Here is a 12,505-nt window from a genome sequence, read left to right as displayed (position 1 = left end):
TGCCGCCCGCGCTCGCCGACGATGCGAAGGCGCAGCGCGGGATCAACGCGCTCGACAGCACGGGCGAACTGCTGCTCGCGCTCGTGTCGGCAGGCCGCGCGCTGCCGCTGCGCGATCTCGCGGCCGCCGCCGCGATGCCGGCCGCGAAGGCATTCCCGCATCTGGTCAGCCTGCAGAAGATCGGCCTGCTGAGCCGCGACGAGGCCGGCTGCTTCGACGGCGGCCCGCTCGCGCAGGCGCTCGGCCTGATCGCGATGCAGCGCGTATCGCCGACGCGCGACGCGGAAGCCGAAATCGTCGCGCTCGCGGCGGCGACCGACCTGAGCGTCGCGTCCGCGACGCTCGGGCCGCTCGGCCCGACCGTGATCCGGCTCGAGGAATCGGCGCGGCCGCAGCATGTGAGCCTGCAGGTCGGCACCGTGATGTCGCTGGTCCATACGGCGATCGGCCGCAGCTTCGCGGCCGGCATGTCCGACGACGTGCTCGACGGCCTGCTCGCGAACGAGCCGGTACGGCTGGCCGGCCGCGCGACGCCGCCCGACGCGGCATTCCGCGAGCGGCTTGCGGCGATTCGCGCGGCCCGCGTCGACTTCGCGTTCGATGCGCCGGTGCCAGGCATCGCGACGGTCGCCGCGCCGGTATTCGATCACACGGGCAGCATCCGGCTCGTGATCGCGATCATCGGGTCGTCGCACGGCTTCCCGCGCGGGCCGGACAGCGCGCTCGCGCAGACGCTGCTGGCGGCGACGCGACGGCTGTCGTGGCGCTTCGGCTGGATCGGCGCGTAAGGCCGCGGCGCCGCGCTTCTCCTATCTCTTTCGATCGACGTACACCGCCGCGCGCAGGCAGCGCGCCCGCCGCGGCAGACCCCTGCGCCCGCATGGCACGGCGCCATCCGGGCGACGTCCGTTCATGTTGCGAAGCAGCAACACAAATCGTTAGAAATTCTCATATAACGAAATCGCATTTCACAAGGCGGTGAGTTTTCTCTATCATTAGGGTATTCCCTAACTCACCACCTCAATGAGGCTTCGTGATGCAAACGACTAACGTCTCCGACCGTTCCACCGAATCGACTGGCTGGCTGTCGCGTCTGGGCGCGCTGCTTGCCGAAGCTTGGGCCCTGCACCTCGAAAACTGCGAAGTCATCGCCCAAGCGCACGCGCGCCTGCCGCGCTGAGCGGCCACGGCCCGGCCGGCGGCCCGCTTGCCGGCCTTTTCGCGCTCGCCGCGCCGTCGCGCGCGGCTACGCTCAGACCTGGATCGACGGCACGTCCTTCATGCAACGCAGCGCGAACATCGAGCGGCTGTGCCGGATGCTCGATATCCGGTAGAGCTTTTCGCGCAGGAACCGCTCGTAGCCGGCGGTGCCGTCCACCGCGACCTTGATCCAGTAGTCGTATTCGCCCGACACCAGATACGCCTCGAGCACCTCCGGCAGCGCCGCGAGCTCGGCGCCGAAGCGCGCGAGCGCGTCGTCCTCGTGCCGGTCGAGCGTGACCTCCAGAATCACGATGTCCGCGTAGCCGAGCATCCGCTGGTTCACGAGCGCGACATAACCGTCGATATAGCCGTCGAGTTCGAGTTGCCGCGTGCGGTTCCAGCATGCGGTCGTCGACATGCCGATCTGTTCCGCGAGTTCCGCGTTCGAGAGCCGCGTGTTCTTCTGCAGCGCGCTCAAGATCTTGCGGTCCTGACTGTCGAGCGTTTTCGGCGAGCGTTCGCGTGTAGCCATGATCAAAAGAATCTTCTACTGAAAATCCCGATTCTATCTGAACGACCTTCCGGTTTCGGTGTCGTTTTGCTGGAAAACAGGAAGCCTTTTAACCGGCGCGACTGATACATTTTCTCCATGCCTGTTGCCCGGCACGTTCCCCGCGACGACCCTTTCGCGCGGAACGCGCGGCCGCGATCACGAGTTGCGGCGCCGGTCACGCAGGCGTGCGAATGCCCGCCGCGCGCCCATCCATCCGATCGGTCGCGCGGCGCCCGTCCCGTTCCTGCGCTTCCTGTCATGTCGTTCCAGCTTTACCTGTCGTTCGTCGCTGCTTCCGTCGTTCTCGTCTACGCCCCCGGCCCCGTCAACCTGCTCACGATGAACCAGGCGCTGCGCGCGGGCTGGCGTCGCGCGCTGCCGTGCGTCTGGGGCGGCACGCTCGCCGTGCTGCTGCAACTGGCACTCACCGCGCTGTGCCTGAACTCGCTCGTCCATCTCGACGAGCGCGCGCTCGCCGTGCTGCGCTGGGCCGGCGCCGCCTATCTCGTCTGGCTCGGCGCGAAGCAATGGCTGAGCCGCACGCCGGCGACCGCGTCCGCCGCCAATGCGACCGCCGCGGCCGACGCCGCGCCGCCCGGCACCGACCGCGCGCTGTTCTGGCGCGGCGTCGCGACGTCCGGACTCAATCCGAAGACGCTGCTGTTCTTCCCGTCGTTCTTTCCGCAATTCATCCACCCCGACGCCGGCTGGAGCCTCAACGCCCAGTACCTGCTGCTCGCGACGACGTTCGCGCTGCTGTTCGCGGGCGGCGTCGCGTCGATGGCGCTGTTCTCGCACCGGCTCAGCCGCACCTTGCAGCGGCCCGCGCGGATGCGTGCGATGAACCGCGTGACGGGCGGGCTGCTCGTCGGCATGGGCGCGATCATGGCCGGCTGGAACTGAGCGCGCGATCGCGCGTCGCCGTTCGAAGACACGGTCCGCGCCGCCGGCAGCGCGCCCGGTACAATCGCGCGATGCCCGAACTGCTCACCTACGGCGGCCTGTTCGCCGTATCGATGCTCGCCGCGACGCTGTTCCCGCTGCAATCCGAAGCCGTCCTCGCCGGCCTGCTCCTCGCCGGGCGCGAACCCGTGTGGGCGCTGGTGCTCGTCGCGAGCGTCGGCAACGTCGCGGGCTCGACGATCAACTGGACGCTCGGCCGCGGCATCGAACGGTTCCGCGAGCGCCGCTGGTTTCCCGTCAAGGCATCGGCGCTCGCGCGCGCCGAGCGCTGGTATGCGCGCTACGGCCGCTGGTCGCTGCTGCTCAGCTGGGCGCCGGTGATCGGCGACCCGCTGACGATGATCGCCGGCGTACTGCGCGAGCCGCTGCCGAGCTTCCTCGCGATCGTGACGATCGCGAAGGTCGGGCGGTATCTCGCGATCGCGTGGCTCGTGCTGCACTGAGTGCAGCCGGCCGTCGCTGCGCCCGCCGATCCTCCTTGCATCCGCGCACGCGCGCGGCCCCCGCTAAAGAATCCGCCGAACTTGCCGTTGAAACGGCGACGAGCGGTGACGCGTGCGTTCCGCCCCTCTCCCTCCCCACTCAGGATGCCGTATGAGAACAATTCAATTGGGCCGGGTGAGCGTCGGCACTCGCCTTGCCACGCTGGCGTGCGTGCTGGTCGCGCTGCTGTTCACCGTTTTCGCATGGGCGCTCGCCCACTTCGCAGGCCGGCAGCTCGCCGAAGAAGCGCACGCGCGCATCGCCGACAAGGAGCAGTCGATCCGCGCGATGGTCGGGCTGTTCGACAATGCGCTGTCGGCCGAAGCGACGCGTGCGATGTCGCTATTCGAGAGTTTCCTGCCGCCCGATTTCGCACTCGATCCGACGCGCACCGTCGACATCGGCGGCGTGGCCGCGCCGACCTTGTCCGCAGGCGGCCAGGTGCTCGACCTCGACTACACGATTCCGGATGCGTTCCTGAAGAAAAGCGGCGCGATCGCGACGATCTTCGCGCGCGACGGCGACGACTTCGTCCGCGTGACGACGTCGCTGAAGAAGCAGGACGGCACGCGCGCGATCGGCACGCGGCTCGACCGCGCAGGCCCCGCGTATGCGCCGCTCGTCGCCGGGCGCACCTACACGGGCCTCGCGAACCTGTTCGGCCGCCCGTACATCACGCAGTACAAGCCGGTGACCGACGCGACGGGCCGCGTGATCGGCGCGCTGTTCGTCGGCATCGACGTCGGCGCCGAGCTGCAGCTCGTCCGCGACGGCATCCGCGCGCTGAAGATCGGCAACAACGGCTACTACTTCGTGCTCGACGCCTCGCACGGCGCATCGCGCGGCACGTTCGTCGTTCACCCCGACGCGGCCGGCAAGCGCGCCGACGACGCCCGCGCGCCCTACACGCAGATGCTCGCGGCCGGCGAAGGCCGTCTCGCGTACACGTCGACCGATCCGGCCGCGCACGACGTGGGGCCGACCGACAAATTCGTGTCGTTTACGACGATTCCGCAGTGGCAGTGGCTCGTCGGCGGCGTCGCGCTCGACGACGAACTGCTCGCCGACATGCGCGCGACGCGCAACCGCTTCCTGCTGATCGGCGCGGTGCTCGTCGTCGCGTTCGCCGTGCTGTTCGCGTTCGTCGTGCGCCGCGTCGTGAGCCGGCCGCTCGATGCGGCGGCACGCGCGTCGGAGCGCTACGCGGCCGGCGATCTCAGCGTGCGGATCCGCGACGGCGCCGCGCACGGCGCCATCGGCCACGACGAGATCGGCCGGCTCGTGCAGGCGGTCGACGGGATTGGCGACGGGCTCGCGCAGATCGTCGCGCAAGTGCGCAGCGGCTCGGCCGACATCGCGCGCGGCACGGTCGGCATCGCGGCCGGCAGCGGCGACATCGCCGCGCGAATCGCGACGCAGGCGAGCAGCGTCGAGCAGACGGCCGCCAGCATGGAGCAGATCACGGCGGCCGTGCAGCAGAACGCCGAGCACGCGGCGCAGGCGAACACGCTCGTCGCGGACGCCGCCGTCGCCGCGACGAGCGGCGACGAGGCCGTGCAGCGCGTCGTCGCGACGATGGACGAGATCGGCCGCACGACGCGCCGGATCGCCGAAATCACGAGCGCGATCGAAGGCATCGCGTTCCAGACCAACATCCTCGCGCTGAACGCCGCCGTCGAAGCGGCACGCGCGGGCGAGCACGGCAAGGGCTTTGCGGTCGTCGCGGCCGAGGTGCGTGCGCTCGCGCAGCGCAGCGCGGCGGCCGTCAAGGAAATCGACGCGCTGAGCGCCGAATCGTCGACGACCGTCGAACACGGCTATCGGATCGCCGAAGCCGCACGCGGCACGATGCGCGACATCGTCGCGCGCGTCGATCAGGTCCGCACGCTGATCGGCGAGATCAGCGCCGCGTCGCGCGAGCAATCGACCGGCATCGAGCAGGTCAACGTCGCGGTCGCGCAGATCGGCGAAGCGACGCAGCAGAATGCGACGCTGATCTCCGATGCGGAGCGCGCGGCCATCGCGCTGCGCGACCAGGCCGCGCAGCTGTCCGATGCGGTCAGCGTGTTCCGCCTCGCGCAGGACGCGTGAGCAGCGCCGCGCGGCTGCGCGCCTATTTCTTGTCGCCGGCCAGATCGATCGCGCCGGCCGAACCGACCGCATGGCGCAGCTGAAACTTCTGGATCTTCCCGGTCGAGGTCTTCGGCAGTTCGCCGAACCGCACGGCCTTCGGCACCTTGAAGCCGGCGAGCAGCTGACGGCAGTGCGCGACGATCTCCTCCTCGGTCGCGCTCGCGCCGTCGCGCAGCTCGACGAATGCGCACGGCACCTCGCCCCACTTCGGGTCCGGCATCGCGACCACCGCCGCGACCGCGACGGCCGGATGCCGGTACAGCGCATCCTCGACCTCGATGCTGGAAATGTTCTCGCCGCCCGAGATGATGATGTCCTTGCGGCGATCTTTGATGCGGATATAGCCGTCCGGCGTCAGCACGCCGAGATCGCCGGTATGGAACCAGCCGCCGTGGAACGCTTCGTCGGTCGCCTTCTCGTTTTTCAGGTAGCCCTTCATGCAGATGTTGCCGCGGAACATGATTTCGCCGAGCGTCTCGCCGTCGGCCGGCACCGGCGCCATCGTGTCGGGATCGAGCACCGTCGCGCCCGCTTCGAGGTGATAGCGCACGCCCTGCCGCGCATTCAGCCGCGCGCGCTCGTCGTCGGACAGCGCGTCCCAGTGCGCCTGCTTCGCGCACACGGTGGCCGGGCCGTACACCTCGGTCAGTCCGTACACATGCAGCAGATCGAAGCCGATCTCCTTCATCTTCGCGATCACGGCCGGCGCGGGCGCCGCGCCGGCTACCATCGCGTGCACGGTATGGTCGATGCCCTCGCGCAGCTCGGCCGGCGCGTTGGCGATCGCGCTCTGCACGATCGGCGCGCCGCAGTAATGCGTGACGCGCTCGCGGCGAATCAGGTCGAACACCGTCTTCGCGTCGAACTTGCGCAGGCAGACGTTCACGCCCGCGCGCGCGGCGACCGCCCACGGAAAGCACCAGCCGTTGCAGTGGAACATCGGCAGCGTCCACAGATACACCGCGTGCTTCGGCATGTCCCATTCGAGGATGTTGCTGATCGCCGCGAGATACGCGCCGCGGTGGTGATAGACGACGCCCTTCGGATCGCCCGTCGTGCCCGACGTGTAGTTCAGCGCGATCGCTTCCCACTCGTCGGCGGGCGGCGTCCATGCGTAGTCGGGATCGCCGGCGGCAACGAACGCTTCGTAGTCGATCGCGCGCGCGAAGCGCGCGGGGTCGGCCGGCATCGCGTCGGCGACGCTGACGATCTTCAGCGCCGGCAATTCGAGCGCGGCGCGCTGCGCGATGTCCGCATATTCGGTATCGACGATCAGCACCTTCGCTTCGCCGTGACGCAGCATGAACAGCACCGACGCGGCGTCGAGCCGCGTGTTGATCGTATTGAGCACCGCGCCCGCCATCGGCACGCCGAAGTGCGCTTCGACCATCGCGGGAATGTTCGGCAGCAGCGCGGCGACCGTCTCGCCGCGCCCGACGCCCGCCGCCGCAAGCGCGCTCGCGAGGCGCCGCGCGCGGGCATAGGTTTCGGCCCAGGTGCGCCGCACGTCGCCGTGCACGATCGCGACGCGATCGCCATAGACTTCGGCCGAGCGCACCAGAAAATCGATCGGCGTCAGCGGTACGTAGTTCGCCTCGCGGCGGCCGAGCCCGGCCTCGAACATCTGCGTCATGATCCTGTCTCCCGTGTCGATCCGAACGGCCTGCCAACGGCCTGCCCCCCGGATCGTTTTGATGTGGTTCAATTGCCGACAGCCTAACGGGCGCTATTGTGAGCCGTCTGTCATCGAAACGACAGAGTGCCGACCAGGCGCCTCGCGTTATCCCTATCCTCGCAAACCCGCATTCATGCACGACGCATCCGACGCCTGCCTCCGCACCGCGGACCTCCCCGCGGAAACGGGCCCGCTGCCGCCGCTGTCGGCGCTGTTCGGCGCCTGCGCATGGTTTCGTGCGCTCGCGCCGGCCGATCAGGCGCGCGTGCTCGCGCAGTCGCGCGCCGAGCGTCACGACGCGGGCAGCGTGATCGCGCAGCGGCTCGCGCCGTCCGAATACTGGATCGGCGTACACCGCGGGCTGCTGAAGCTCGCGATCTTCAACGCGTCGGGGCGCGGCTGCACGTTTTCCGGCGTGCCGTCCGGCGGCTGGTTCGGCGAAGGCAGCGTGATCAAGCGCGAGCCGCGCAAGTACGAAGTCGTCGCGATCCAGCGCTCGACCGTGCTGTTCGTGCCGGCCGACACGTTCCACGCGCTGCTCGACAGCAGCCTGCCGTTTACGCGCTTCGTGATTCATCAGCTGAACAACCGGATGGGCGAGTTCATCGCGTCGATCCAGAACAGCCGGCTGCTCGACGTCGACGCGCGCGTCGCGCAAGCGCTCGCGCAGCTGTTCAACCCCGATCTGTATCCCGACACCGGCCGCTCGCTCGCGATCTCGCAAGAGGAGCTCGGGATGCTCGTCGGCGTGTCGCGGCAGCGGATCAACCAGGCGCTGCAGCAGCTCGAACGACGCGGCGTGCTGCGGCTCGCGTACAACCAGATCGACGTCGTCGATCCGGCCGCGCTCGCGCGTGTCGGGCTCGAACAGATCTGACCGTGCAAGCGATCGACGCCGGCCGGCGCATCGCGCGCGAAACTGACGGCTGCGCCAGTTTCGCGCCAGCAAACCGTCGCGCGTGCGCCCCTATCATTCGGGTTCCCGTCATCGCCGCCTGACCGCCGCCTGCCCGCCTCCCCTCCATGTGGATCGTCAATCTCGCGCTCAGGCGCCCGTACACGTTCATCGTGATGGCCATCATGATCGTGCTGGCCACGCCGCTTGCGCTGATGCGCACGCCCGTCGACGTGCTGCCGTCGATCAACATTCCGGTGGTCAGCGTGATCTGGTCGTACAACGGCTTCTCCGCGAAGGAGATGAGCGACCGCATCACGTCCGTGCACGAACGCTCGCTGACGACGACCGTCAACAACATCCAGCACATCGAGTCGACGTCGCTGCCGGGCATCGCGGTCGTCAAGGTGTTCCTGCAGCCCGGCGCCAACGTGCAGACCGCGATTGCGCAGACGGTCGCGTCGGCGCAGGCGATCGTCCGGCAAATGCCGCAGGGCGCGACGCCGCCGCTCGTGATCACGTATTCCGCGTCGAGCATTCCGGTGATCCAGCTCGGGCTGTCGAGCAAGACGCTCAGCGAGCAGTCGCTCGGCGACATCGCGCTGAATTTCCTGCGCCCGCAGCTGATCACGATTCCGGGCGCGCAGATTCCGTTTCCGTACGGCGGCCGCACGCGCGTCGTCGCGATCGACATCGATCCGCAGGCGCTGCGCGCGAAGGGCCTGACGCCGGCCGACGTCGTCAATGCCGTGAACGCCCAGAACCTGACGCTGCCGACCGGCACCGCGAAGATGGGCCCGACCGAATACCGGATCGACACGAACGCGTCGGCCGACACGATCGCCGACATCACGCACCTGCCGATCCAGACCGTGAACGGCGCGACGACCTATCTCGGCGAAGTCGCGTCGGTGCGCGACGGGTTCTCGCCGCAGACCAACGTCGTCCGGCAGAACGGCCAGCGCGGCGTGCTGGTATCGATCCAGAAGAGCGGCGACGCCTCGACGCTGAAAGTCGTCTCCGACCTGAAGGCGCTGCTGCCGCGCGTCGAGCCGACGCTGCCCGAAGGGCTGACGATCACGCCGCTGTTCGACCAGTCGGTGTTCGTGAACGCCGCCGTGCAGGGCGTGATCCACGAGGCGCTGATCGCGGCCGTGCTGACCGCGATGATGATCCTGCTGTTTCTCGGCAACTGGCGCAGCACGCTGATCATCGCGATCTCGATTCCGCTGTCGATCTTCACGTCGCTGATCGTGCTGTCCGCGCTCGGCGAGACGATCAACATCATGACGCTCGGCGGGCTTGCGCTCGCGGTCGGGATTCTCGTCGACGATGCGACGGTGACGATCGAGAACATCGAGCGCCATCTGCATCTCGGCACCGATCTGCACGACGCGATCCTCGAAGGCGCGGGCGAGATCGCGGTGCCCGCGTTCGTGTCGACGCTCTGCATCTGCATCGTGTTCGTGCCGATGTTCTTCCTGACGGGCGTCGCGCGCTACCTGTTCGTGCCGCTCGCCGAGGCCGTCGTGTTCGCGATGCTCGCGTCTTACGTGCTGTCGCGCACGCTCGTGCCGACGCTCGCGATGCTGCTGTTCCGGCCGCAGCAGGCGAGCGTCGGCACCGAGCGCGCGACGGGCCGCTTCGCGCGGCTGCATCGCGCGTTCAACGCGGCGTTCGAGCGGCTGCGCGCGTGGTACATCGTGCTGCTCAGCATGCTGCTGGTGCGCCGGCGCTTCTACGCGACCTGCTTTCTCGGCTTCTGCCTGCTGTCGACGGGCCTCGTGTTCATGCTCGGCCGCGATTTCTTCCCGAATGCGGATTCCGGCAACATCCGCCTGCATATGCGCGCCCCGACCGGCTACCGGATCGAGGAGACCGCGCGCCTCGCGGATCGCGTCGAGCGTGCCGTGCGCGACATCGTGCCGCCCGACGAGCTCGGCGCGATCGTCGACAACCTCGGGCTGCCGGTGAGCGGCATCAATCTGTCGTACAGCAACGCCGGCACGATCGGCTCGCTCGACGGCGAGATCCTGATCGCGCTGAAGCCCGGCCACCGCTCGACGCAGGAGTACGTGCGCGCGCTGCGCGCGGCGCTGCCGGCGCGCTTTCCGGGCGTCGAATTCTTCTTCCAGCCGTCGGACATCATCACGCAGATCCTGAACTTCGGTCAGCCGGCCGCGATCGACGTGCAGGTGCTCGGCAACGATCTCGCGAGTAACATGACCATCGCGAGCCGCCTGATGAAAGAGGTCAGGCGCATTCCCGGCGCCGTCGACGTGCACGTGCTCCAGCGCAATGACGAGCCGACCCTGCTGGCCGACATGGATCGTACGCGCATGCAGCAGCTGAACCTGTCCGCGCAGAACGTCGCGCAGAACATGCTGATCTCGCTGTCCGGCAGTTCGCAGACCACGCCGTCGTTCTGGATCAATCCGAGAACGGGCGTGCAGTACCCGCTGTCGATCCAGACCCCGCAATACGACATCGCGTCGGTCGACGACCTGCTCGGCACGCCGGTCGCCGCGAACGGCCGTACGGGCACGCCTGCGCAACTGCTCGGCAACCTCGTGCGGATGCGCGCGGAAGCTCGGCCGGCCATCGTCACGCACTACAACATCCGGCCGGCGATCGATCTGTACGTGAGCGTCGAAGGCCGCGATCTCGGTTCGGTCGCGAGCGACATCGCGCGCATCGTGTCGGACGCGCGCGCGACGCTGCCGCGCGGCACGGACCTGACGATGCGCGGCCAGATCGAGACGATGCGCAGCTCGTATCTCGGGCTCGGCGCCGGCGTCGCGATGGCGATCGTGCTCGTCTATCTGCTGATCGTCGTCAATTTCCAGTCGTGGCTCGACCCGCTGATCATCGTCAGCGCGATGCCGGCCGCGCTCGCGGGCATCGCGTGGATGCTGTTCATCACCGGCACGCACCTGAGCGTGCCTGCGCTGACGGGCGCGATCATGACGGTCGGCGTCGCCACGGCCAACAGCATTCTGGTCGTGTCGTTCGCGCGGCAGCGGCTCGCGGCCGGCGCACCGCCGCTGGCGGCAGCGCTCGAGGCCGGCGCGACGCGGATCCGCCCCGTACTGATGACCGCGCTCGCCATGATCATCGGAATGGTGCCGATGGCGCTCGGGCTCGGCGAAGGCGCGGAACAGAACGCGCCGCTCGGCCGCGCGGTGATCGGCGGACTGCTGTTCGCGACCGTATCGACGCTGCTGTTCGTGCCGCTCGTGTTCGGCGGCGTGCATGCGCGGCTCGCGCGCCGGCGCGAACGCCGCCCGGCACCCTAACCTCTCGCATCCTGACCGGTTGAATTCATGGAAGAGAAACATCACAGCAGCGTCGGCATCCAGGTGGACGACCACGGGATGCACCTGCCGTCCCGCACGGCCGTGTCGCGACGCGCGCGGATCGTGCTGATCGTGATCGGCGTGCTGCTCGCCGCGGGCGCCGCGCGCACGATCGTCGTCAACGTGCTGAACCGCGGCCGGCTCGACGCCGTCGCCGAGCAGAACACGCGGCAATACGTGACCGTCGTGCATCCTGTCGATGCGGCAAGCGGCGGCCGCCTGACGCTGCCCGGCACGCTGCGCGGCTACGTCGAGGCGCCGATCTACGCGCGCGCGAGCGGCTACGTGCTGCGCTGGCACGCCGACATCGGCACGCACGTGAAGCAAGGGCAGCTGCTCGCCGAACTCGATACGCCGGAGCTCGATCAGGAACTCGCGCAGGCCGGCGCGCAACGGCGGCAGGCACAGGCGGCGCTCGCGCTCGCAAAGACGTCGTTCGAGCGCGCGCAGCAGTTGCGCGAACGCGATGCGGTGTCGCAGCAGGAACTCGACGACCGTCAGGGCGCGTTCAATCAAGGCACCGCGAATCTCGCGGCGGCCGACGCGAACGTGCGCCGGCTCACCGAGCTGAAGGGCTTCCAGCGCATCGTCGCGCCGATCGACGGCGTCGTCACGCAGCGCAACGTCGACGTCGGCGATCTCGTCAGCTCCGGCAACGCCGGGCGCGCGCTGTTTACGGTCGTGCAGGCCGACCGGCTGCGCCTGTACGTGCAGGTGCCGCAGGCGTACGCGCAGCAGGTGAAGGTCGGCCAGCACGTGAGCGTGTCGCAGGCCGAGCTGCCGGGGCGCACGTTCGACGGCACGATCACGCGCACCGCGCAGGCGATCGACGTCGCGACGCGCTCGCTGCAGGTCGAGATCACGCTGCCGAACTTGGACGAGCGGCTGCTGCCCGGCGCCTACGTGCAGGCCACGCTGCCGATGACGCCGGTCGGCCGCCTGCAGATTCCGGCCAGCACGCTGCTGTTCCGCGCGGAAGGGCCGACGGTCGCGAGCGTCGACGCGAACGGCCGCGTGCATCTGAAGCCCGTGACGGTCGTGCGCACGATCGGCCAGACGCTCGAAGTGGACGGCGCGCTCACGCCGGACGACCGCCTCGTCGCGAACCCGGGCGACGCGCTCGCGAACGGCGATACGGTCGTCGTGTCGACGCCGACCGCGCAACCGGCGTCGGCCGCCGCAGGAGCCGGATCGTGATCGCGACCGGCCCGCGCCGTGCCGTCGCCGCCTGCGCGATCGCGGCG

At 69.0% G+C, this 12,505-nt stretch carries 10 protein-coding genes; 8 read left to right on the top strand and 2 right to left on the bottom strand.

Annotated features, from left to right (window positions below; genetic code table 11):
* Nucleotides 1-788: IclR family transcriptional regulator (locus tag HMPREF3115_RS12070; protein ID WP_141751671.1), on the top strand; the 788-nt coding region annotated here is incomplete at its 5' end.
* 248 nt (nt 789-1,036) lie between these two features.
* Nucleotides 1,037-1,180 (top strand): hypothetical protein, encoded by a 144-nt coding sequence (locus tag HMPREF3115_RS31585; RefSeq protein ID WP_162097061.1) that lies wholly within the window; start codon nt 1,037-1,039, stop codon nt 1,178-1,180.
* Nucleotides 1,181-1,252: 72 nt separating this feature from the next.
* On the opposite strand, the gene HMPREF3115_RS12065 is transcribed toward HMPREF3115_RS31585, so the two are convergent.
* Complete coding sequence (locus tag HMPREF3115_RS12065; RefSeq protein WP_070554538.1) at nt 1,253-1,735, bottom strand: Lrp/AsnC family transcriptional regulator; 483 nt, start codon at nt 1,733-1,735, stop codon at nt 1,253-1,255.
* A 279-nt stretch (nt 1,736-2,014) separates the two neighbouring features.
* Between HMPREF3115_RS12065 and HMPREF3115_RS12060 the strand changes: the two genes are divergently transcribed.
* From HMPREF3115_RS12060 to HMPREF3115_RS12050, 3 genes are all read left to right on the top strand, one after another.
* Complete coding sequence (locus HMPREF3115_RS12060; RefSeq protein WP_070554534.1) at nt 2,015-2,659, top strand: LysE family translocator; 645 nt, start codon at nt 2,015-2,017, stop codon at nt 2,657-2,659.
* A gap of 71 nt (nt 2,660-2,730) precedes the next feature.
* Nucleotides 2,731-3,162, top strand: coding sequence for a YqaA family protein (locus HMPREF3115_RS12055; RefSeq protein WP_006409178.1), 432 nt, complete (start codon nt 2,731-2,733; stop codon nt 3,160-3,162).
* Nucleotides 3,163-3,313: 151 nt separating this feature from the next.
* Nucleotides 3,314-5,293, top strand: coding sequence for a methyl-accepting chemotaxis protein (locus tag HMPREF3115_RS12050; protein WP_070554532.1), 1,980 nt, complete (start codon nt 3,314-3,316; stop codon nt 5,291-5,293).
* Between the two features lie 22 nt (nt 5,294-5,315).
* Here HMPREF3115_RS12050 and HMPREF3115_RS12045 read toward each other — a convergent pair whose 3' ends face one another.
* Nucleotides 5,316-6,968, bottom strand: a complete 1,653-nt coding sequence (locus HMPREF3115_RS12045) for an acyl-CoA synthetase (protein WP_070554531.1) — start codon at nt 6,966-6,968, stop codon at nt 5,316-5,318.
* 175 nt (nt 6,969-7,143) lie between these two features.
* Between HMPREF3115_RS12045 and HMPREF3115_RS12040 the strand changes: the two genes are divergently transcribed.
* From HMPREF3115_RS12040 to HMPREF3115_RS12030, 3 genes are all read left to right on the top strand, one after another.
* Nucleotides 7,144-7,887: a Crp/Fnr family transcriptional regulator gene (locus HMPREF3115_RS12040; protein ID WP_053298585.1), complete on the top strand. Its 744-nt coding sequence runs from the start codon at nt 7,144-7,146 to the stop codon at nt 7,885-7,887.
* A gap of 146 nt (nt 7,888-8,033) precedes the next feature.
* Nucleotides 8,034-11,201, top strand: coding sequence for an efflux RND transporter permease subunit (locus HMPREF3115_RS12035; protein WP_070554529.1), 3,168 nt, complete (start codon nt 8,034-8,036; stop codon nt 11,199-11,201).
* Between the two features lie 27 nt (nt 11,202-11,228).
* A complete protein-coding gene (locus HMPREF3115_RS12030) occupies nt 11,229-12,458 on the top strand; it encodes an efflux RND transporter periplasmic adaptor subunit (RefSeq protein ID WP_006403628.1) in 1,230 nt (409 codons plus the stop codon).
* Nucleotides 12,459-12,505: the final 47 nt, after the last annotated feature.

Origin of the sequence: Burkholderia sp. HMSC10F09, assembly GCF_001806955.1 — a bacterium.
GTDB lineage: Bacteria > Pseudomonadota > Gammaproteobacteria > Burkholderiales > Burkholderiaceae > Burkholderia > Burkholderia multivorans.
The sequence above is the reverse complement of the archived record's forward strand: the minus strand, read 5'-3'. Positions and strand labels throughout refer to the sequence as shown.

Excerpts from the sequence above, each read along its gene's own strand:
- HMPREF3115_RS31585 (WP_162097061.1), top strand. The coding sequence starts at position 1,037 with ATGCAAACGACTAACGTCTCCGACCGTTCCACCGAATCGACTGGCTGG.
- HMPREF3115_RS12065 (WP_070554538.1), bottom strand. The coding sequence starts at position 1,735 with ATGGCTACACGCGAACGCTCGCCGAAAACGCTCGACAGTCAGGACCGC.
- HMPREF3115_RS12060 (WP_070554534.1), top strand. The coding sequence starts at position 2,015 with ATGTCGTTCCAGCTTTACCTGTCGTTCGTCGCTGCTTCCGTCGTTCTC.
- HMPREF3115_RS12055 (WP_006409178.1), top strand. The coding sequence starts at position 2,731 with ATGCCCGAACTGCTCACCTACGGCGGCCTGTTCGCCGTATCGATGCTC.
- HMPREF3115_RS12050 (WP_070554532.1), top strand. The coding sequence starts at position 3,314 with ATGAGAACAATTCAATTGGGCCGGGTGAGCGTCGGCACTCGCCTTGCC.
- HMPREF3115_RS12045 (WP_070554531.1), bottom strand. The coding sequence starts at position 6,968 with ATGACGCAGATGTTCGAGGCCGGGCTCGGCCGCCGCGAGGCGAACTAC.
- HMPREF3115_RS12040 (WP_053298585.1), top strand. The coding sequence starts at position 7,144 with ATGCACGACGCATCCGACGCCTGCCTCCGCACCGCGGACCTCCCCGCG.
- HMPREF3115_RS12035 (WP_070554529.1), top strand. The coding sequence starts at position 8,034 with ATGTGGATCGTCAATCTCGCGCTCAGGCGCCCGTACACGTTCATCGTG.
- HMPREF3115_RS12030 (WP_006403628.1), top strand. The coding sequence starts at position 11,229 with ATGGAAGAGAAACATCACAGCAGCGTCGGCATCCAGGTGGACGACCAC.